Consider the following 20,201-nt stretch of genomic DNA (forward strand, 5'->3'; position numbering starts at 1 on the left):
GGTGCTCCTTGATGAAGGCGGAAGACCAGCGCGCTGGCGCCGGTCCTCCGCGGGGTGGGTTAGAGCAAGCCGCGCTCGGCCAGCGAGGTGCCCTGTCCGTCCCCGACGATGACGTGATCCAGGACGCGCACGTCAACCAGGGCGAGGGCATCCTTGAGTCGTTGCGTGATGCGCAGATCCGCCTGACTGGGCTCGGCCACGCCTGATGGATGGTTGTGGGCCAGGATCACGGCCGCCGCTCCGGTCTCCATGACCTTGCGGACGACCTCTCGCGGGTGAACGCTGGCGCCGTCCACGGTGCCGCGGAACAGCTCCTCGTAACGGATCACGCGATGGCGGTTGTCCAGATACAAGCAGGCGAACACCTCGTAGTGAATGCCGTAGAGGCGCAGCTTCAGGTAATCACGGGTGGCTTCCGGGCTGGTGAGAACGTCCTGCTTGACCAGGTATTTCTGTTCCAGACACTTGATGGCCTCGGCCACCAAGGCTTGGTCACTCTCGGGGAGGTTGCCCCGTCGCATGGCGTCGGGCTCCAGCGGCAGCGCGAGTTGAGGTGTCTTCTTCATGGTGCGGTCTCCATGGAAACGGGAGGCGCACCTCTCCCGTGGGGAGGTGGCCTCCCCTTGGGGGTTGATGACTGGCGGTTAAGCGAGCAGCAGCCGTTCGGCGATCCCGAACAGCGCGGTCTTCAGATCGGCGATGTCGTCGATGCGCACGGCAACGGGGAACAGACGGCCGACGTCGTGGCGAATGCCGATCCCGATGCACTCGACCCCGGCTTGGGTGGCGCGGGTGATGAGATCCTTGGCACTGCGCACGTCGTTCGGCTCGCCATCGGTCAAGGTGAGCAAGACCTTGCGTGTTTCAGACCGAGACAAGAGATCCGCTGCCGCGAACCAGAGGGCTCCGGTCATGGGCGTACCTCCCCGTGCGCACTGCACGAAGGCACCGGCACGGGTGGCGACCCGCTCGCCATGGGCGAGAATCGCCGTCACGTTCTGGTCCTGACCCCGAAGACCGGGGAACGCCGAGACGGCACGCGAGACGCCTTTGATCGGCTCCAGGGCGAGTGCCAGCGCCATTGCGGCGTCCAGCGCGATGCCGTCTTGCCCGCCGGCCATGGAGCCGGAGAGGTCCACCAGCAGGTGCAGCGCCGTATCGGGTGCGACCTTGTGCTCCTTGATCCGAAAGATGCGCGGGTCACCCACGCCTGCGCGGTGCAGATGCGCCGGACTCAGGCTGCGACCGCGTTGCACGGTGCGGTGTCGGGTCAGCGTGTGGGCTTGGACCAGCCCTTGAAGACGCGCCGTGAGCTTGGCGGAATGGACCTTGACGCGATGCAGCGCCAAGCCTCCATAGTGGCGATTGCCCTCGTACGGCTCCTTGGTCGGAAGCAGGGTCGGCGAGGGTAAGCTCTCGGCGCCGAGTGCGTCGGCAACGGTCGCGAAGAGATCCTCGGGTAGTTCCTCTTCGCCTGCGGTCAGCGCCTCGCGAAGAGCGTTGCAGATCTCTTGCCCTTGGTTCCGGGCGCTGGGTTCCGGGTGCTCGGAACCATCATCCGTACCCTCCTCGTCCGGGTTCTGGGCGCCTCGCTCTTCGCTCTCGGCTTGGTCGGCGTCCTCATCGTCAGGGTTCTGAGTGCCGGGGTCTTGGCGCCCGGACCCTTGAGCTTGGTGCTCGTCGTCTTCGGACGGAGTGTCGTCTTCCTCTTCGGCTGTCGGTTGAGGTGATGCGTCCTGGGACTCCTGCTCGACCAAGGCGATGATCTTGCGGGCCAGCGCCATGGACTCGGCGGTGCTCTTGAGCGTCGGGATCTCGGTCAGCAGTCCGTGCAGGCGGTGGACGAACCTTGCACCGAGAACTCGGCGCATCACCTGATCCGCATGCTTGGCATGGTTCGCCAGTGCCGGTTGTTTGCGGTAACGGTGGCGGGCCAGATGCAGGAGCCCGTTGCCGAGGATTTCCACGGGGCCGGCTTGGTCCGTGACCGGAACCAGCTTGCCCTCGGCGATGAGCGCGTCGACCACGCTGTCCAGGGTTGACCGCGTGCCGGGATAGGCCCGGATCATGGCGTTCTCGATGCGGACATCCTCCAGGATGCCTTCGACGAAACGCCCGAGCGGGTTCTCGTGGCGCGCCAGCTCGAAGTCCGTGAAGCGCACATGACCGGCCTCGTGGGCGAGGTAGCCATAGGCGAGGCTGTTGGCATGGTCGGGCACGGCGGGGATCCGAATGACCTTTCCGTCGGTCATGGCTTCGTCCCCGCCGACTTGGACCGGGATGTTGAAGGTGCGCCCGTAGGCAGCGGCAACGATGGGCAGTGCGTTGGTCAGGGTTTTCATAACGTGTTCAAGAAGAAAAAGGGACACGTCTCCCCACGGGGGGAGAGCGCCCCCTGGGGGTTGATGGGTTTGGTCCAGTTGGTCCACCTGGTCCAGGCTTTTTTGAGAAAAAGTTCTCAGCAGCTTCTTGGCTGTTTTTTCTCCTACTCAGTACATTCTCAAAAACTTTTCAAGAAGGGTGGACTAGATGGACTAGGTGGACCAGCTTTTACTATCAATGACTTAGGATCGATAAATCGCCCTCTCAAATTGGACCGGTCCAGGACCAACCTGGACCAAGCCGCTCAGAAGAAGAATCCCGCGTCCTCGTGCTCCGCTCTGGCCTCTCGCGGCGGGCCTTCAGGCTGGACCGGGGTGGACCAGGTTGGACCGGTCCCGAACAGGTCCGCGAACTCGGCCTCGAAATCCACGGCCGGCGTGGGTTCCGGCTCGGGTTCTTCAGGTGGTTGGCCCTGCCGAGACGCAAGCTGTCCCGCCCCGTGGCGTGCCATCCGCTCGGCATCCGAGAGCAGGAGGGCCAGGCCCATACCCTCGTTGAAGATGGCCCCGGCGATCGGGCCGGTCTTGGGCAAGCGCAGTGCCCAATCGTCGATGGTGTCCACGACCGGCTGAATCCTGGGATCGATGAACGACAGACAGGCGAGCTTCTCGCGGATGCGCGCGAAGGTGCCGAGCGCACGGCGATGCAGCTTGTCCTTGCCCTCGAAGCTGCCTTCCAGGTCGCGAGCCATCTGCTCGACTTCGGCAAAGATCCCGTCGCCGAGTCCCTGAATCTCCTGCTCCAGGGTTCCGGGCTGTTCGGCCGGTGCGATCTGCACGAGCTGGTAGCCGAAGCGCAGACGCCCGCCGACGACGTTCGCCGGCTCGATCGCACGGCGGATGGGTTCCTCCCAGTCCGGCAGGCTGGAGATCCATGCCTCCAGTGCCTGGTCGTAGTCGGCGAGGAAGGATCCAGTCTCGCCGTCGAACTCGGTTTTCAGAAGCGCCAGGGCGTCGGCGAGGGCCTCGGCATGGGCGTGCGGCACGGCGAAGCCGCCGAGAAAGCGGGTACCGACGCGCAGACAGGCCCGCTCGGCGCTCTGTTTGATGCGGTGGAAGGCTTTGAGCGGTTCGGGGCCACAGACCCGCTTGGAGCCGAGCGAGACCAGCTCCTCGGGGGGAATCTCGCCGTCGGAGAGATGCAGGTCCTCGGCGCGCAGCTTCTTGCGTCCCGACCAGATGGCGATGTCGAGCATGACCAGGGTGAGCCGGTCGGTAATGCGGGTGATGGTGTACATGATGTGCTCCTGACCGAGCGCGCACGCACAAGCCTCGCGGCTGGCACGAACGCGGTGTCGGTCTTGTTGGTGGGTTAGAAGTAGAAGCCGTCGTCCGCGGGGCCGAGCAGGGTTGCGAGATCGGCGGCGGGCTTGGGTGGGAACTGCCGACGACGAGGAATGACGCGCGACCCCTGGTCGTCGAGCATGACGAGACCGACCTTCACATAGCCCTTGCGGACTTTCTGCAAGGCGCGATCCCACGCCTCGCGCAGTGGCTTGATCTGCGAGTTGCGAAGCTGGTTCTCCGGTCCCCAGCGGATCTCGGCCTGTCCGGTGCCGAGATCGCTGTAGGCCCACTCCTTGGCGGTTCCGTCCGGATGAGTGAACCGATACAGCTCGAAGCGCTTCACGGTGTGCTCTCCCAGTAGTCGCCGAACACATCGGCGGCAATGCGGTGTATGGCCTCGCGTTGCTCGGGCTCGGCTCTGGCGGTCAGCGCCTGTTGAAGCGCGTAGTGAAAGACGTTCGGCGCACCCTTGAACGTCAAACTGAGCGCCGCCCAGCGCACCAGGGTCCTTGTGCTCATGGTCACGGTCAGCTCGCCGGCCTCCTGGTCGGAGCCCAGAAAGAGCCGTCGGACCTCCTCGGCGACGCGGATCATCTTCTCGACGATCGTTTCGGGCATCTTCGGTACGGCGCCGAGAATCACCTGCTTCTCCAGCTCGGCCTCGGGATAGCCGACCTGCACGACGCGAAAGCGATCCATGAAGGCGAGGTTCTGCCGCAGCACGCCTTGGTAGAGCCCGGAGCCGTCGCCTGCGCCGGCCGAGTTGCCGGTGGCGAACACACGGAACTGCGGATGCGGACGAATGACCTCGCCGCCGTTCTCGGCAATCACCAAGGGCTGGCCCTCGATGATGTCGTTGAGCCCGGCCAGCTCCGAGGGGTCCATCAGGTCGCTCTCGTTGAGGATCAGCAGATGTCCGTCTCGGGCTGCCACGGACAGCGGACCATGCACGAAGCGGGTGCTGCCGTTGGTCAGGACGAACTGACCGAGCAGCGCCCCGATCTCCATGCGGCCGTGACAGGTCACGCCCTGGACGGGCCAGTTCAGACGGCTGGCGACCTGGGTCACCAGGCTGGTCTTGCCCGAGCCGGTCGGGCCGGTCAGAAACAGGCCGTCGCCGCCGGCCTCATGCAGGAAAGCCAGCACGTCGCGCAGCAGCTCGGGCCGAAACACATAGGGCTTGTGTACGGGGATCTGCGGATGGGTGTCGTCGGCAAAGCCCTGGACCTCCAGTCCGGGGCGGGCTTTGACACCGAAGGTCGTGGCGACATCGAAGCGTTGGGTGGTTGTCATGGCGTTCTCCGGGTTGATTGGAGGAGACGCACCTTCCCCGTGACGGGGAGCGGCGGTCTCCCCGGTTGCGGGTGATCAGAAGTAGAACGAGCTGGCCGTTGCGGCGGGTGGCGATATGGTTGCGGTCGGGACGGTCTCGCCTTGAAGGGTCACCTTGATCCGCTGCGTCGGCGGACGTCGATAGCGATCCAGGGTGGCGTCGTCCAGATCCGGCGCGATCGCGTTCAACAGGGCGGGATAATCGATGGTGCCGTTCTGCTGATAGCGGGTGACCCGGACCCCTTCGGCTTCGGCCAGCAGGTGGTCGCCCATGAGCCGGACGAACACGGCTTCGGCGTGCGCGAGCCGGTCCTTGATGGACTTGAGCCGGGCGTCCAGTTGCCCGCGGTCCTCCAGCAGTGCTCGGTAGGTGCGGGCGGCATCCTGCCACTGTGCCAGGTCCGCAACGGCGGGAACATCGGGATCCCGTTCCCGATCGGATTCCGGCGCTTGGCCGCCGGTGATGCAGTCCCAAAAGGCCAGACACGCGGGGATCAGTGCGTTCTCCAGGAATGGCTCGTCGCGTGCGACGGCGAACTCCAGCGGTGGTGATCCCGCAAGACACGGGTCGAAGACCAACCAGCCCTGCGATGCTCCTGTGACATAGAGCTGGAACTGAAGCTGCACCCAGGCGAGCCGGTAGGCGGTCGCCTGTTCGCGCTCACGATGCAGCCGTCGGTAGGTCCTTTCGGTGGGGACCTTCAGCTCGACCGGCTCGCCGTCGTCGTTCAGGCCATCGAGCGAACAGCGCAGGGCGGGATGCTCGATGGACTCGGCGCAGAGCGGCAGCAGCAGGGTCCTGTGGCGGTCCTCGAAGCCCCGGCGAACCTGATCCTCCAGGGCAATGCCGCGCTGCACGCAGGGCTTATTAGAAAGATCCTCGGGCGCGACCACCCCGGTGCGTTCCGCCCAAAGGCGCCAGGGTGTCTTGTAGGGCGAGCGCCCGAGAATGACCGGCGCTTCGGAGGCAGTGACGCCTTGGGTGCGCCACGCCTCCCACGCCGGTGTGCGTTGTTTCAGGGGAATCAGTTTCATGCCGTGCTCCTGAATCGACGGGGCACGGTCGCCCGTCGGGGTTGGTGTGATGGCGCTTAAGCGGCTTGCGCCTGAACGGACGCGGCTGCGGCCTTGCCCAGTTCATCGAGCGCGAAGCCGAGCTGTTCTCCGGTGAAGCGCTCGTGCAGATAGTCCTCGGCCTGTGCCCAGGCGCCTGCACCCGCGGCCCGTTCGATGAGCTTGGCGAGCTTGTGTTTGAAGGCGGCATCCAGCCCCGTCGTCGATGGTGCCGGTTCGGGTTCCGGCTCCGGCTCGGACGCCCGACCTTCAGGCTCGGGAGTGCTCTCGCGGATCGGAACGACTTCATCGGGTTCGATGGTCTTGCCGGCCATCTCCTCGGCCGTGTAGCTTGCCTCTTCCGGGAACGCGGCTCTGAGACTGGCGGCCTTGGCGCACTTGAGCAGTTGCCCGCGTGGTCGCTTGATCCACATGGCGGTCGGGACCTCCCCGCCGGCCAGGCGCGCGTAGGTCTCCTCCCAGAAGACCGTTTCGGTAAAGGCGCAGCGCACGCCGTTGACCAGACGGTAGACGGTGACCTCGGCCCATTCGGGGAAGGTCACCTCGATACGGGCATCCTGCCAGCCGTGCTCGGTCTTGGCCCGTCCCTGAAAGAGCCGTGTGGTCTCGGGGCCGTAGCGTGCCGGATCCAGACCGGCCCATTGTCCGGTGCGTGCTGCGGTGATCTGGATCTCGTTGATGCCGGGCCAGACCGTTTCGACCTCGTGGCCGAGGGCGCGGCTGTACATCGGAACCACATGCACCGGGCGCTTGAGGACATCGAGTCCACGGGCTTGGCAGTAGCGGACCGCCAAGAGGATGCCTTCGGCGGTCTTGGCACTCGGAAAGATGCTCTCGGTGAGCACGCGCCAGGTGCCGTGGTCGAGGTTCAGCTCGGCGAGCGTGGTATCGGAGATGGCCAGGCGTGCAGAGGATTGCGGGACTGCGGGTGTCGGTTGCGTGCGGGGTTTGGTTGCCATGATGATGCTCCGGGTCGGCGGATAGATGAATCGAGAGCCAGCCACAGCCGTCCGTGCGCAAGCGCCTTGGGACGACATGTCAGCTCGGATGTAGATGAAGCCGGGGGGTTTGGGGGTTTTCGGGGGTTGTTTCCGATCCATGGAAAATGTCTTAGCGCATGGTGGTAGCTGGCGAGATGGTGCCGGGGGGTTTGGGGGTTTCCGGGGGTTGTTTCCGATCCATGGGAAATGGCGTAACGCGTGGTGGTCGCTGGCTGGATGCTGCGAGTCCGTGCACTTGAACGTAGGACGCAGGTCCTTGAGGCTTAAATGGCAAAGTTAGGCACAGAGAAACGCCCGATTATTTGTCGGGTTCACAGCGATGAGAGAGCGCAGTACGTGGCAGAGATCTGCGCAGAACATGGATGGCGTTACATCATTGGATTTGAGCAAGATAAGCCCGAAGATATTTCAGACTTAGAGCGAATGCTGAATCCAATCAAGCAAGTTCATACCGATAAAGTCGGACGCAATGATCCTTGTTCGTGTGGGCCTTGATCATCGGTTGGTCCAAAACCGCGTGTTTCGGTAGGCGATCAAGCATCCTGAAGGAGTGGCAGGAGCGCCGGGGAGGCGTACCCTTGGAAGTGCAAACTGACCGAGGGAAACGCCGTTGTCCGATGCTCCTGCCTGTGTCGACTCTAGTGCAGATCGACGCCCCACGCCAATCCACGATCGCTTGGATCGCGCCAAGCACCTGCATGCGGTGGCGCAAGCCCAGCAGGATGGGCAGAGTCAACGCGCGGCGGTCAGCGGCGCCGGCGTGGCGCGCAGCACCCTGCGTCACTGGAACGCGTCCCCTGCGCCATCGGCGCCGGCGGCGCTGTCGGCCTTCGTCGAGACGCCCGAGGGCGTGGTGTGGCTGCGCCGGATCCTGGTTGCCGCGCACTGGAGCATCGGCGAGCAGGGCGGCGCGGGCGTGCGCGTGGTCTGCGATTTTCTCGAGCGCAGTGGGCTGTCGGCATTCATCGGCGCCTCCTACGGTGCGCAGCAGGCGTTCCATGCCGGCTTGGAGGAGCAGATCGTCACCGCCGCCACCGAACTGCGCGGGACGCTGGCCCAAGCCATGCCCCATCGCACACTGAGCATCGCCGAAGATGAGACGTGGAAAGACGGCATGCGTTTGGTGGGCATCGATGCGGTCTCGAACTTCATCCTGCTCGAGCACAGGAGCGATGAGCGCTCGGCGGCGGCCTGGACACGGGCGCTCGAGGGTGGACTCGAGGGGCTGAATGTCACGGTGGTGCAAGGCACCAGCGATGAGGCCAAGGGGCTGTTGGCGCATGTCGAGCGTGATCTGGGCGCACACCATGCCACGGACCTGTTTCATCTGCAGCATGAGGTCAGCCAGGCGATGAGTCTGTCGCTGAAGCGCGCCGAGCAACAGGCCGAGACGGCGGAGACCGAGGCGAAGGCGCGCTGGCAAGACGAATGCGCCGCCGAGCAGGCCTATCATCGGCGCCGCCACGGCCCCGGGCGCCCGCCGGCGTTCGCCGCGCGCATCGACGAGGCGCTGAGCGCTTACGTCCAAGCCAGCCTTGCGCGCGAGCAGGCCCACGCGCACCGCGCCGAGGCCAAAGCCCTGATCGGTGCGTTCAGCGAGGTCGATCATCCCTACGAGATCCAACAGGGACAGGCGCAAACCCCCGAGCAGTTGGAGGCGCGTCTGGGAACGCTGTTTGCGCGCCTGGAGGCGATCGCCGAGGAAGCGGATCTTTCCGAGCGTCTCTGCGCACATCTGGCCAAGGCGAAGCGCCTGACTCAAAGCCTCGTCGCCACGCTGACCTTCTTCTTCATGATGGTCAACACCCGGGTGCAGGCGCTGGACCTGGCATCGGCCATCGAGCAGGCGATGCTCGACGATCTGATCCCGGCGCTTTATCTGGAGCGCGTCGCCGCACGCAGCACCCGCGCCGAGCCCCGTCATCGACTCCGAGCACTGAGTGCGCAGCGTCTCGCCCCGCTGAGGCAGCCCTCGCACCCGATCCAGTCGCTGGATCCGCAGACCCGTCACCATCTCGAGCAGGTCGCCGGGGAGTGTGCCGATCTGTTCCAGCGCAGCAGCTCCTGTGTCGAGGGACGCAACGGCTTCCTCGCGCTCTATCAGCACGGGCATCACCGACTCAGTCCGCGCAAGCAGCAGGTCTTGACCGCCCTGCACAACTTTGCGATCAAGCGGCCCGACGGCACCACGGCCGCCGAGCGCTTCTTCGCTCAACCCCACCCATCCTTGTTCGAGCAGGTGCTCGAGCGCATGCCCTGGCCCGCCCGACCGGCCCGACGACGACCGCGCCCGGCAAGGCAGCCTTACCTCGTTCCTGTGGCGGCTTAGCAACAGTGGACCAATCGATGATCAAGGCCTTCGTGTGGAAGTGGAAAGAAGTACAAGAAGCGCTGTGGCACAAGCTCTACGCTAGTGGCATAAGTACCTTCATGACGTTACGCAGAGACTGGAGCCGAGACCACAGCATCGGTGACGTGAGAGGCTGGGATTGGGGAGAGCCTGCTCACCGAAATAGATTTTCAGTGAGCAGGATTTAACCCCCGGAAACCCCCAAACCCCCCATTGTCAGAACGGGATCTGGCGATTGGGTTTTTCAGTGAGCTGGAATCAACCCCCGCAAACCCCCAAACCCCCCATTCTCAGAACGGAATGTCGTCGTCCTCGGTCATTGCCGGCTCGGGCCGTGCCTTGGGCTTGCGCGCCTTGCGGACCGGCTTCGGCGGCTCGGGCTTGGGTGGCGGTGCGGGCTCCTGCACCGCGCGACCGTCGAGCATCTGCATGGAGCCGCGCGCATCGACGATGACCTCGGTGGTGTAGCGCTCGTGCCCCTCGGCGGTTGTCCACTTGCGGGTGCGCAGCTTGCCTTCCACGTAGACCCGCGAGCCCTTGTGGAGGTAGTCGCCCGCGATCTCGGCGACCTTGCCGAACAACGCAATCCGATGCCATTCGGTGCGTTCGATCAACTCGCCGGTGCTGCGATCGGTCCAGCTTTCACTGGTCGCCAAGCTGATGTTGGCGACCGCATCGCCGCTGGGGAGCGTGCGCACGTCGGGATCCGCGCCCAGATTGCCGATGAGGATGGCCTTGTTGATGCCGTGGGACATGGTGATGCTCCTGAAGGGGGTGGATGGTTTAGAACGGAACGGTCCAGCCGCTGACCAGCCGGCCGTAGAGGAACTCGGCGTAGTCGTCGTGGCGGCTGCCCATGAACCACGAGACGGTACTCAGGGCCGCGAGATGTCGGCGGTTGAGCGCGTCGTCGTGGATGCGGCGTTCGGGGCTGAAGGGCGCGTTCATCGGCACGGCCCTCGGTAGTTGATGAGCCGTCCGTCGAGGAAGACGACGTAGCTCGGGGAGGCGCCGAGGAAGCGCTGGATCGTGTAGCGCGCACAGAGGGTGCGGGTGTTGCGTTGGTCGTCGACAGGCATGGCAGGTCTCCGCTTTGGTGAAAGGAACAACTCACCTCCCGCGAAGCGGCTTTTAAAGCGACGCAGACCCGCCGAGGCCGATGGCATAAGACGCGCGCAGCAGCGCCCGCCTGGACGTTCAGGGGGTTCGATAAACCTTCGGATTTGACGTCAAATCGCCCGCGTGGCGGGACGAGACGTCGGAGAAAAAGGCTAGAGGTCGGCGGCTAGCGCCTGGGACGTGGAGCGGCGTTGGGTCCCTTTTTTGAATGAACCTTATAAGTGAAAACGAACCGGGGTAGCGGAGAGTGCTTACTCTAAGGAGGAAAGTGCTCGGTCAACGAAAAAAAATTTGCAGGATTTTTTGAGACTTTTCGACGAGGACGAGGGTGGGTTTTGAAAGCCACCCGCCCCCATTGAAGGATCTGGAAAAAAACCGGTTACCGATGTCGCGCGGACGCCCAAGTTCGCGCAATCTCATCGAGAAAGCTCGTTGACAGAGCGTGGAGCATCTGATCGAATTCCAGCGTTGCGGCGCCAGCCGCGGCGATTTCGCCGAAATCAGGGAACACTTAAGGAGAAGTTACGATGAAAGGCACAAATGCAGGATTCACATTGATCGAACTCATGATCGTTGTTGCCGTTATTGGGATTCTGGCGGCGATAGCACTGCCCGCATACTCCACCTATACGGTGAAAGCCAAAGTAACCGAAGCGATGATGGTCGCAGGCAAATGCAAGACCTATATTACTGAAAGCGTTTCGATGAGCGTACTGCCAGATCTAAATAACTGGAAGGCCTTGATCATCGGTTGGTCCAAAACCGCGTGTTTCGGTAGGCGATCAAGCATCCTGAAGGAGTGGCAGGAGCGCCGGGGAGGCGTACCCTTGGAAGTGCAAACTGACCGAGGGAAACGCCGTTGTCCGATGCTCCTGCCTGTGTCGACTCTAGTGCAGATCGACGCCCCACGCCAATCCACGATCGCTTGGATCGCGCCAAGCACCTGCATGCGGTGGCGCAAGCCCAGCAGGATGGGCAGAGTCAACGCGCGGCGGTCAGCGGCGCCGGCGTGGCGCGCAGCACCCTGCGTCACTGGAACGCGTCCCCTGCGCCATCGGCGCCGGCGGCGCTGTCGGCCTTCGTCGAGACGCCCGAGGGCGTGGTGTGGCTGCGCCGGATCCTGGTTGCCGCGCACTGGAGCATCGGCGAGCAGGGCGGCGCGGGCGTGCGCGTGGTCTGCGATTTTCTCGAGCGCAGTGGGCTGTCGGCATTCATCGGCGCCTCCTACGGTGCGCAGCAGGCGTTCCATGCCGGCTTGGAGGAGCAGATCGTCACCGCCGCCACCGAACTGCGCGGGACGCTGGCCCAAGCCATGCCCCATCGCACACTGAGCATCGCCGAAGATGAGACGTGGAAAGACGGCATGCGTTTGGTGGGCATCGATGCGGTCTCGAACTTCATCCTGCTCGAGCACAGGAGCGATGAGCGCTCGGCGGCGGCCTGGACACGGGCGCTCGAGGGTGGACTCGAGGGGCTGAATGTCACGGTGGTGCAAGGCACCAGCGATGAGGCCAAGGGGCTGTTGGCGCATGTCGAGCGTGATCTGGGCGCACACCATGCCACGGACCTGTTTCATCTGCAGCATGAGGTCAGCCAGGCGATGAGTCTGTCGCTGAAGCGCGCCGAGCAACAGGCCGAGACGGCGGAGACCGAGGCGAAGGCGCGCTGGCAAGACGAATGCGCCGCCGAGCAGGCCTATCATCGGCGCCGCCACGGCCCCGGGCGCCCGCCGGCGTTCGCCGCGCGCATCGACGAGGCGCTGAGCGCTTACGTCCAAGCCAGCCTTGCGCGCGAGCAGGCCCACGCGCACCGCGCCGAGGCCAAAGCCCTGATCGGTGCGTTCAGCGAGGTCGATCATCCCTACGAGATCCAACAGGGACAGGCGCAAACCCCCGAGCAGTTGGAGGCGCGTCTGGGAACGCTGTTTGCGCGCCTGGAGGCGATCGCCGAGGAAGCGGATCTTTCCGAGCGTCTCTGCGCACATCTGGCCAAGGCGAAGCGCCTGACTCAAAGCCTCGTCGCCACGCTGACCTTCTTCTTCATGATGGTCAACACCCGGGTGCAGGCGCTGGACCTGGCACCGGCCATCGAGCAGGCGATGCTCGACGATCTGATCCCGGCGCTTTATCTGGAGCGCGTCGCCGCACGCAGCACCCGCGCCGAGCCCCGTCATCGACTCCGAGCACTGAGTGCGCAGCGTCTCGCCCCGCTGAGGCAGCCCTCGCACCCGATCCAGTCGCTGGATCCGCAGACCCGTCACCATCTCGAGCAGGTCGCCGGGGAGTGTGCCGATCTGTTCCAGCGCAGCAGCTCCTGTGTCGAGGGACGCAACGGCTTCCTCGCGCTCTATCAGCACGGGCATCACCGACTCAGTCCGCGCAAGCAGCAGGTCTTGACCGCCCTGCACAACTTTGCGATCAAGCGGCCCGACGGCACCACGGCCGCCGAGCGCTTCTTCGCTCAACCCCACCCATCCTTGTTCGAGCAGGTGCTCGAGCGCATGCCCTGGCCCGCCCGACCGGCCCGACGACGACCGCGCCCGGCAAGGCAGCCTTACCTCGTTCCTGTGGCGGCTTAGCAACAGTGGACCAATCGATGATCAAGGCCAACTGGAACGATTGTTTTACTGACCCGAGCCGCAATGTCTCAAAATACGTGAAAAGCATAAACCTCAGCGCTGGATCCGGTGTGAACATTACAATTACGGGGACTGGCGCAGCAGATGCCGATAACAAGGACTTTTTCCTCAGGGCGATGGATTCCAATGGCGACCCGATGAGCTTTCCAACCGATTTCGGCAAACATATTCATAGCTGGCAGTGCGGAGTGAATAAGAATTCAGATGCAATCGCTTTCAAATACCTACCCTCTAACTGCGTGCAGCTAGCTAAATAAATGAAGAGCATAGCGGGTTCTGCCAAATACGCCCAAGTCGACCAAGAAATATCGGCAGATGCTTCGGCGTGACGCACAGCGGAAAGTCGTATGCGGAATGATGAGGATGGAGGGTTGGGCACCGTGAACTTGGCTCCGCGATTCAGGCACCGCCAGACGTAAAGGGTGGCAACAGATGGTCCGGACCTAAAGTCGCGGGACACCCGCTCTCTACTCTACCTAATGCCCCAATCTCGTGCCTACGCATCGACGCGTCTGATCACAGGGGCGTCGTATGGCTCAGCACTGGGATCGTGGCTAGCGATTACACAGGCAGGCGTTCCACCCGCTAAAACACGCGGTCTCGCCAGGCCGCACGGCACCCAGTTTTGCATTAGTGAGCCTTGCTTCAACAGAGCTTCGCGCGCTTCGACGCGTTGATTTTAGCGGAAATGAAAAAAAGGCCAAGCGATACGGAAAATACTACAACGCCCGGAACCAGACCGAAGATTAAACCTGATATAACTCCAAAGAATAACGCTGCAGCGAAGCCCCTATTATCTCTAGAACCACTTCGAGTTGATCTCTTTTTCCCACCAGCCGGCCCACTCAATTTATTGGCTCGACTCGATTCTATCGCGGGAATGCCTCTTAACTTGCATTTTCTGAGCGTTCTGCCCAATATCACACAATCCAGCCCTAGATCGCCGAGTGTCTGCAACACAATCGAATGCACGGCTTCTGGTCTAATGCCTTCCAACCATTCATTCTTCCGTCCAGTTCGCCCACGAATTCTATAGTCATCGAGGCGCTTCAAAACGGCTTTTTCGGCAAAATCAATTTCGGCCAGCACTGCGATAGGATGGAAATCTACATTTTTCGTCCCGAAAGTTCTTTCATAGCTCGCTCTTCGACCCTCTAGAGACTTCGCCTTCCCAAATTTGCAGTTCTTGTAGGTTACGCATATTGCACGACTAGCGACGCGTGGATCCTGCGCGTTCACCGAGATCGGCGTTCGGTTTCGGAGCGTAACGATATACAGACCTGGTGTCGCCATGAAGACCCTTAAAGTTCAGAAGTAGTTAAAGTTTGGCCGCGCGTTTCTGACATGCCCGTGTATTGCCAGCACAAAAAGAAATGTGAACGGATTACCTTCTAACCATTCATGCGATCCTGTGAACGCATCCCCAAAACTAGCCACAAAAAAGCCGAACCCCTCAAGCGATCAAGAATCGCTTCAGGCAGTTCGGCTTAGTCAGTCTTCGTCGAGTCCAGGACACCCGCTATCCTCCGTGACGTGTGCGGGAAATGTAGCACAGGACCCTAAGGCAAGCGTGAAGTAGGTCACAGAATTGCCTTCGGCAGACGACCAGGTCGAGCCAGTCCCTCGATTTAGCTGTCGGTCTTCGGTCGGACGATCGCGGATCACCCAACACGATGCTGTCACGCATCCAACCCAAGGTTGCCGTGAAAGTGCACTGACCCTTACCTCGAACGAGGGTGGGTTCTGAAGTCCACCCCGCTCACTGTGGACCGCGTCGAGGCGGACAGAGTATGACGGCACAGGGCTCGCTTGCGTGAGCATGGCTCGGTGACACGCACCACGGAGTAACGGGTGGCGGAAACCGATAAGCTGGACCTACGGCGCCAGAGCAGGCACTCTAATCTCCGACGTCAGTGCGGATGAAACTTCGTGGATGCCCAGACCCTTGCGGGTCGAGTTCGCCGGGCCGCGTTATCGGCATTCCGATAGTGTCACCTGCCGGGCAATTTCGAACACGTTAGTGAAAAGGCGTCGTGGCGAACTCCCTCGACCGACATATTCGCAAGCGATTGGGTAACGGAGGTTTTTGTGGGACTTCAATTTATTCACGGCGGAGCACATACCCCGGCCAAACCCGAATTCGATGCACATCTCGGGCATGGTGTCGACGGAATCCGACTAGCAATGTGCTTCTTCCTAAGAGCCGGGTATCATATTCTGCAACATCACGTTGTGGCGCTCCACCATCCCGAGAGCTTTGTCGTTGTAAGCCTCGATTTTCCGACCGATCTAGATGCACTTCACGATCTCTTCCGCTTGATTCCTGGTCGCGTCTTTATTCATCTTGGCTGGGTAACACCCGAAGAGAAGAAAGCAAGCGGCCCCGCGCTGATGCATTCGAAGGTATGCCTCACGCGCGCCTCTAACGTAAGGCGTCTCTGGGTTGGTAGCCACAACCTCACCGCGAGTGCAATGGGCGGCGCCAATATCGAAGCAGCATTACTCTATGAGGCGTCGAGCGAAGATACGGTCATCTATGACGCTGAGCAGCACCTTCGCGAGTGTCGGGATTCCGGCCTTGATCATCGGTTGGTCCAAAACCGCGTGTTTCGGTAGGCGATCAAGCATCCTGAAGGAGTGGCAGGAGCGCCGGGGAGGCGTACCCTTGGAAGTGCAAACTGACCGAGGGAAACGCCGTTGTCCGATGCTCCTGCCTGTGTCGACTCTAGTGCAGATCGACGCCCCACGCCAATCCACGATCGCTTGGATCGCGCCAAGCACCTGCATGCGGTGGCGCAAGCCCAGCAGGATGGGCAGAGTCAACGCGCGGCGGTCAGCGGCGCCGGCGTGGCGCGCAGCACCCTGCGTCACTGGAACGCGTCCCCTGCGCCATCGGCGCCGGCGGCGCTGTCGGCCTTCGTCGAGACGCCCGAGGGCGTGGTGTGGCTGCGCCGGATCCTGGTTGCCGCGCACTGGAGCATCGGCGAGCAGGGCGGCGCGGGCGTGCGCGTGGTCTGCGATTTTCTCGAGCGCAGTGGGCTGTCGGCATTCATCGGCGCCTCCTACGGTGCGCAGCAGGCGTTCCATGCCGGCTTGGAGGAGCAGATCGTCACCGCCGCCACCGAACTGCGCGGGACGCTGGCCCAAGCCATGCCCCATCGCACACTGAGCATCGCCGAAGATGAGACGTGGAAAGACGGCATGCGTTTGGTGGGCATCGATGCGGTCTCGAACTTCATCCTGCTCGAGCACAGGAGCGATGAGCGCTCGGCGGCGGCCTGGACACGGGCGCTCGAGGGTGGACTCGAGGGGCTGAATGTCACGGTGGTGCAAGGCACCAGCGATGAGGCCAAGGGGCTGTTGGCGCATGTCGAGCGTGATCTGGGCGCACACCATGCCACGGACCTGTTTCATCTGCAGCATGAGGTCAGCCAGGCGATGAGTCTGTCGCTGAAGCGCGCCGAGCAACAGGCCGAGACGGCGGAGACCGAGGCGAAGGCGCGCTGGCAAGACGAATGCGCCGCCGAGCAGGCCTATCATCGGCGCCGCCACGGCCCCGGGCGCCCGCCGGCGTTCGCCGCGCGCATCGACGAGGCGCTGAGCGCTTACGTCCAAGCCAGCCTTGCGCGCGAGCAGGCCCACGCGCACCGCGCCGAGGCCAAAGCCCTGATCGGTGCGTTCAGCGAGGTCGATCATCCCTACGAGATCCAACAGGGACAGGCGCAAACCCCCGAGCAGTTGGAGGCGCGTCTGGGAACGCTGTTTGCGCGCCTGGAGGCGATCGCCGAGGAAGCGGATCTTTCCGAGCGTCTCTGCGCACATCTGGCCAAGGCGAAGCGCCTGACTCAAAGCCTCGTCGCCACGCTGACCTTCTTCTTCATGATGGTCAACACCCGGGTGCAGGCGCTGGACCTGGCACCGGCCATCGAGCAGGCGATGCTCGACGATCTGATCCCGGCGCTTTATCTGGAGCGCGTCGCCGCACGCAGCACCCGCGCCGAGCCCCGTCATCGACTCCGAGCACTGAGTGCGCAGCGTCTCGCCCCGCTGAGGCAGCCCTCGCACCCGATCCAGTCGCTGGATCCGCAGACCCGTCACCATCTCGAGCAGGTCGCCGGGGAGTGTGCCGATCTGTTCCAGCGCAGCAGCTCCTGTGTCGAGGGACGCAACGGCTTCCTCGCGCTCTATCAGCACGGGCATCACCGACTCAGTCCGCGCAAGCAGCAGGTCTTGACCGCCCTGCACAACTTTGCGATCAAGCGGCCCGACGGCACCACGGCCGCCGAGCGCTTCTTCGCTCAACCCCACCCATCCTTGTTCGAGCAGGTGCTCGAGCGCATGCCCTGGCCCGCCCGACCGGCCCGACGACGACCGCGCCCGGCAAGGCAGCCTTACCTCGTTCCTGTGGCGGCTTAGCAACAGTGGACCAATCGATGATCAAGGCCGGGATTCCGCTGAACTCTTTGATCCAAACCGCCTTGACGAGTACAAACAGCTCCAAGCCCGCAAGGCGGGCATTATCGGCATCCAAGACACTGTCCTCGTCCTCCACGCGGAGGAGCACACTCAGCTTAATCAACTGCCTGCCGTGATCCACGTTCGTCTTCCGACGGTGGAGTTTGACTCGCTGACTAAGACCGACACTATGGTGCACCTTTTTCTGCATCAGCGAGGGACGCTCGCGTCCGCGACCGTCATCATGCCAACGGTTCGACGTTTTATTGGGCGCATTATTGAAGACAATCGCACCGAGAATCACCCTAGGGGCGGCTCAGCAAGTATTATGAGGATGGCGACACATTGGCTTGACTTCGGTGCCGTCCCTGTCCTAATCAATCCCGGCAACTCGACGACGACGCCCGTGACGCAGGCCGCCATTCTGCTGGAGAAGCTTGAACCACGCGCGGACGACTTCCTATACTCTATAAAAGGAAAGCGGGGCCGAGCCGAAGCCTCGTCCACCCCGGAGCGGCTTCGTATCGAAGACGTTCCCGAAGACCTTATTGCATTCTTTACTCCTCGATCCATCGAAGGCGAACAACTTATCTTTGCGCCGCGTGAGCACGTCAGGGAAACAGGTCGCGTCAGTGTTTACACGGGCACACCCATTCCCGAGCGGTTTCTACTGAATATTGACCGGACCGTCAGGAATCGAGGTGCACTCGCGCCCGTCGCCCACGAGCGGCAGATCCGCAGGCGCGTGGAATTGAATGTTATCCGGGAAAAGGCCAACCATGCTCTCAGCCCGTATTTCTTCAAAAGTTTATTTCGCGTCCGGACTGGCGATGAGGACATAGAATAAAGCGCTTAGGTTCAGGTGAACGAAACTAACTCCCGACTTCTGTAGCAGAAATGGCCTTCGGCAGATGGTTTCGTGTTACTAATCGCCTGCTGCACCATCCGGGACATCGGATTCTCGAACGCGGTTCCCTACGGCTAGTGAAATCAGCCGATTTGACGTCAAATCGACGTCAGGCAGGATCCGGCATCAGACCGTCTCTCCTCATCGAGGGTCAAAATCCAAGCAGCCGAGACATCACCGAAGGCGTCCGCCAGTGCCTCCGCCTCCTCGATACCGGGGCGTCTGATGCCGTGTTCGTAGTTGGCGAGTCGGGACGGCGTGATGGCTCGGTCTGTGCACAGCGACAGCTCGTCTAGAGTCCATCCGTGGCGGGTGCGAGCCTCGCGAATGCGGGAGCCGATTTCATGACTGCGGGTCTTTTCCATGGTCGCTAGTCCTGTAATCATGTGTACGATTACGCTACTGCGTTTCGTGTTCGAGGCGAAATCGAAAGAACCGACTGAGACACGCGAGTTTCATGGTTGGGGCGATTGCTGAGCCCTTCTCAAGTTAGCCGCTACTGGTTGCGAGAGTCTTGCTACCTACTCTACCCAGGACCTTTCAACGGGTCGTCGTGCGTGCGCACCAACCGACACGTTTCCAGAAACGAACTTCGCGACTTTTCACTCTGAACTATTGGCAGTTAGCTCCAGGCGTTCTTCGGCACGCTTCGGCGGCTCTGTCGTAGCGTACGTCTCTCCCCATGACGCCAGCGTTTTGAAGAGCCGTTTCTCGGTGGAGCGTGTTCTCAACCTTGCGCTTGTGTTTTTGCTCCGCCCTGCGTGTGCTTTCTTGCTCGGCCATACGTCTGCTGTTTTGCTCCGCTCTACGGCTGCGTTCTTGCGCCGCACTGCGGTCTTGAGCCTCCCTCGCATAAAGCTCGGCCCGGAGCGTGATTGCGTCTTCTAGCTTCCGTTGCTCGGCGGCTAGTCTGGCGGCCTGTCTTTCGCTGACACGCTCATCCACGAACCTGTTCGCGGCTTCGTTTCGTTCCTGAGCCGCTTGAAGCTCGGCGGCTGTTGGCTCCCGAGTCTGGACATCAACAGCCTTCGCGTCAGTCGAGCAGCGTGACTGAGAAAATGTAACGTGCCCCATTTCATCGAAGCACCTGTAGATTCCGGCGGCTTGAGAGGTCCACGATGCTATCATCAAGCAAATCATCAACATTCCTGCTTTCATATCCCGAACTCCTTATTCCTGTCGACGGTTCACGACCTATAAGCATAGCTGTCTCAGCGATGCTCGATAGAGAGTTCGGTCACTTTCTTGAGGCAATGTTGAGGGTCGAAACTACATGCCACGCGCGCGTTCCAATGTCCCGGCCATGCTCGTAAGAAGTTGGCCGATCTATTCTCCAACCGGATTTACTTCCAGGCCCTCATGTGCTCCCAAGAGTAACTCGTCGCAGCGGGCCACAAAAAAGCCGACCCCCCAAGAACGATCGAGAATCGCTCCAGGCAGTTCGGCTTAGTCGGTCGTCGTCGAGTCCATGACGTGCGATTCCTCCCTGACGTATTTGGCAAGCATAGCCTACGACTCCGAGGGCGCTACCTCATGACCGTCACCTCAGGTCGATGCGCACGGGACCGAAGCTATCGGACGGTGTCCGAGGTTGCAGACCACCCAAGACATTCCCACTCCCGCCCCGCTCAAGCCGGCAGCAGGTCGCGGTGAGGAC

The 20,201-nt window shown here is 62.3% G+C and carries 18 protein-coding genes and 1 pseudogene; 7 read left to right on the top strand and 12 right to left on the bottom strand.

Annotated features, from left to right (window positions below; translation table 11 throughout):
• Positions 1 to 59: 59 nt before the first annotated feature.
• The 7 genes from radC to BDD21_RS22405 form a co-directional block, all read right to left on the bottom strand.
• The gene (gene radC / locus BDD21_RS22375; RefSeq protein WP_120799050.1) at positions 60 to 566 is read right to left on the bottom strand and encodes a RadC family protein; all 507 of its coding nucleotides are present in this window, start codon (positions 564 to 566) and stop codon (positions 60 to 62) included.
• Between the two features lie 78 nt (positions 567 to 644).
• Positions 645 to 2,342, bottom strand: a complete 1,698-nt coding sequence (locus BDD21_RS22380; RefSeq protein WP_120799051.1) for a cobaltochelatase CobT-related protein — start codon at positions 2,340 to 2,342, stop codon at positions 645 to 647.
• A gap of 284 nt (positions 2,343 to 2,626) precedes the next feature.
• Positions 2,627 to 3,619 carry a DUF3150 domain-containing protein gene (locus tag BDD21_RS22385; protein WP_120799052.1) on the bottom strand — a complete coding sequence of 331 codons (993 nt, stop codon included), beginning with the start codon at positions 3,617 to 3,619 and terminating at the stop codon, positions 2,627 to 2,629.
• Positions 3,620 to 3,693: 74 nt separating this feature from the next.
• Positions 3,694 to 4,011, bottom strand: coding sequence for a hypothetical protein (locus BDD21_RS22390; RefSeq protein WP_120799053.1), 318 nt, complete (start codon positions 4,009 to 4,011; stop codon positions 3,694 to 3,696).
• Positions 4,008 to 4,961 (bottom strand): AAA family ATPase, encoded by a 954-nt coding sequence (locus tag BDD21_RS22395; protein ID WP_120799054.1) that lies wholly within the window; start codon positions 4,959 to 4,961, stop codon positions 4,008 to 4,010. The genes BDD21_RS22390 and BDD21_RS22395 overlap by 4 nt, the downstream gene beginning before the upstream one ends.
• A 75-nt stretch (positions 4,962 to 5,036) precedes the next feature.
• Positions 5,037 to 6,035, bottom strand: coding sequence for a YqaJ viral recombinase family nuclease (locus tag BDD21_RS22400; protein ID WP_120799055.1), 999 nt, complete (start codon positions 6,033 to 6,035; stop codon positions 5,037 to 5,039).
• A gap of 56 nt (positions 6,036 to 6,091) precedes the next feature.
• A complete protein-coding gene (locus BDD21_RS22405) occupies positions 6,092 to 7,033 on the bottom strand; it encodes a recombinase RecT (protein WP_120799056.1) in 942 nt (313 codons plus the stop codon).
• Between the two features lie 718 nt (positions 7,034 to 7,751).
• Between BDD21_RS22405 and BDD21_RS22415 the strand changes: the two genes are divergently transcribed.
• Positions 7,752 to 9,404: a DUF6399 domain-containing protein gene (locus BDD21_RS22415; RefSeq protein ID WP_120798871.1), complete on the top strand. Its 1,653-nt coding sequence runs from the start codon at positions 7,752 to 7,754 to the stop codon at positions 9,402 to 9,404.
• Positions 9,405 to 9,715: 311 nt separating this feature from the next.
• Here BDD21_RS22415 and ssb read toward each other — a convergent pair whose 3' ends face one another.
• Genes ssb through BDD21_RS29085 form a run of 3 tightly spaced genes read right to left on the bottom strand, consistent with a single transcriptional unit; the run spans position 9,716 to position 10,504 of the window.
• Complete coding sequence (ssb, locus tag BDD21_RS22420) at positions 9,716 to 10,180, bottom strand: single-stranded DNA-binding protein (RefSeq protein ID WP_120799058.1); 465 nt, start codon at positions 10,178 to 10,180, stop codon at positions 9,716 to 9,718.
• A gap of 28 nt (positions 10,181 to 10,208) precedes the next feature.
• A complete protein-coding gene (locus tag BDD21_RS28040) occupies positions 10,209 to 10,373 on the bottom strand; it encodes a hypothetical protein (RefSeq protein WP_170164861.1) in 165 nt (54 codons plus the stop codon).
• Positions 10,370 to 10,504, bottom strand: a complete 135-nt coding sequence (locus BDD21_RS29085) for a hypothetical protein (RefSeq protein ID WP_281269164.1) — start codon at positions 10,502 to 10,504, stop codon at positions 10,370 to 10,372. Before BDD21_RS29085 ends, BDD21_RS28040 begins: the two co-directional genes overlap by 4 nt.
• A 567-nt stretch (positions 10,505 to 11,071) precedes the next feature.
• On the opposite strand from BDD21_RS29085, the pseudogene BDD21_RS28850 reads away from it, so the two are divergent.
• From BDD21_RS28850 to BDD21_RS22445, 6 genes and pseudogenes are all read left to right on the top strand, one after another.
• Positions 11,072 to 11,213, top strand: a pseudogene (locus tag BDD21_RS28850) (pilin); the annotation flags it as partial.
• Between the two features lie 256 nt (positions 11,214 to 11,469).
• Positions 11,470 to 13,122, top strand: coding sequence for a DUF6399 domain-containing protein (locus BDD21_RS28855; protein WP_120795595.1), 1,653 nt, complete (start codon positions 11,470 to 11,472; stop codon positions 13,120 to 13,122).
• A 17-nt stretch (positions 13,123 to 13,139) separates the two neighbouring features.
• Positions 13,140 to 13,439 carry a pilin gene (locus BDD21_RS27590; RefSeq protein WP_147431189.1) on the top strand — a complete coding sequence of 100 codons (300 nt, stop codon included), beginning with the start codon at positions 13,140 to 13,142 and terminating at the stop codon, positions 13,437 to 13,439.
• A 1,831-nt stretch (positions 13,440 to 15,270) separates the two neighbouring features.
• A complete protein-coding gene (locus tag BDD21_RS22435; protein WP_147431190.1) occupies positions 15,271 to 15,798 on the top strand; it encodes a phospholipase D-like domain-containing protein in 528 nt (175 codons plus the stop codon).
• A 147-nt stretch (positions 15,799 to 15,945) separates the two neighbouring features.
• Positions 15,946 to 17,598: a DUF6399 domain-containing protein gene (locus tag BDD21_RS22440; RefSeq protein ID WP_120795595.1), complete on the top strand. Its 1,653-nt coding sequence runs from the start codon at positions 15,946 to 15,948 to the stop codon at positions 17,596 to 17,598.
• Between the two features lie 283 nt (positions 17,599 to 17,881).
• Positions 17,882 to 18,484 (top strand): hypothetical protein, encoded by a 603-nt coding sequence (locus BDD21_RS22445; protein ID WP_147431191.1) that lies wholly within the window; start codon positions 17,882 to 17,884, stop codon positions 18,482 to 18,484.
• A gap of 158 nt (positions 18,485 to 18,642) precedes the next feature.
• Here BDD21_RS22445 and BDD21_RS22450 read toward each other — a convergent pair whose 3' ends face one another.
• Together BDD21_RS22450 and BDD21_RS29290 are read right to left on the bottom strand one after the other, a co-directional pair.
• Entirely contained in the window at positions 18,643 to 18,909 is a 267-nt protein-coding gene (locus BDD21_RS22450; protein WP_170164862.1) for a helix-turn-helix domain-containing protein, read from the bottom strand.
• Between the two features lie 247 nt (positions 18,910 to 19,156).
• A complete protein-coding gene (locus tag BDD21_RS29290; protein WP_120799063.1) occupies positions 19,157 to 19,702 on the bottom strand; it encodes a DUF4124 domain-containing protein in 546 nt (181 codons plus the stop codon).
• Between the last annotated feature and the right edge of the window lie 499 nt (positions 19,703 to 20,201).

The organism is Thiocapsa rosea (assembly GCF_003634315.1).
Lineage (GTDB): Bacteria > Pseudomonadota > Gammaproteobacteria > Chromatiales > Chromatiaceae > Thiocapsa > Thiocapsa rosea.

Excerpts from the sequence above, each read along its gene's own strand:
- radC (WP_120799050.1), bottom strand. The coding sequence starts at position 566 with ATGAAGAAGACACCTCAACTCGCGCTGCCGCTGGAGCCCGACGCCATG.
- BDD21_RS22380 (WP_120799051.1), bottom strand. The coding sequence starts at position 2,342 with ATGAAAACCCTGACCAACGCACTGCCCATCGTTGCCGCTGCCTACGGG.
- BDD21_RS22385 (WP_120799052.1), bottom strand. The coding sequence starts at position 3,619 with ATGTACACCATCACCCGCATTACCGACCGGCTCACCCTGGTCATGCTC.
- BDD21_RS22395 (WP_120799054.1), bottom strand. The coding sequence starts at position 4,961 with ATGACAACCACCCAACGCTTCGATGTCGCCACGACCTTCGGTGTCAAA.
- BDD21_RS22400 (WP_120799055.1), bottom strand. The coding sequence starts at position 6,035 with ATGAAACTGATTCCCCTGAAACAACGCACACCGGCGTGGGAGGCGTGG.
- BDD21_RS22405 (WP_120799056.1), bottom strand. The coding sequence starts at position 7,033 with ATGGCAACCAAACCCCGCACGCAACCGACACCCGCAGTCCCGCAATCC.
- ssb (WP_120799058.1), bottom strand. The coding sequence starts at position 10,180 with ATGTCCCACGGCATCAACAAGGCCATCCTCATCGGCAATCTGGGCGCG.
- BDD21_RS28040 (WP_170164861.1), bottom strand. The coding sequence starts at position 10,373 with ATGAACGCGCCCTTCAGCCCCGAACGCCGCATCCACGACGACGCGCTC.
- BDD21_RS29085 (WP_281269164.1), bottom strand. The coding sequence starts at position 10,504 with ATGCCTGTCGACGACCAACGCAACACCCGCACCCTCTGTGCGCGCTAC.
- BDD21_RS27590 (WP_147431189.1), top strand. The coding sequence starts at position 13,140 with ATGATCAAGGCCAACTGGAACGATTGTTTTACTGACCCGAGCCGCAAT.
- BDD21_RS22445 (WP_147431191.1), top strand. The coding sequence starts at position 17,882 with ATGCCAACGGTTCGACGTTTTATTGGGCGCATTATTGAAGACAATCGC.
- BDD21_RS22450 (WP_170164862.1), bottom strand. The coding sequence starts at position 18,909 with ATGGAAAAGACCCGCAGTCATGAAATCGGCTCCCGCATTCGCGAGGCT.
- BDD21_RS29290 (WP_120799063.1), bottom strand. The coding sequence starts at position 19,702 with ATGAAAGCAGGAATGTTGATGATTTGCTTGATGATAGCATCGTGGACC.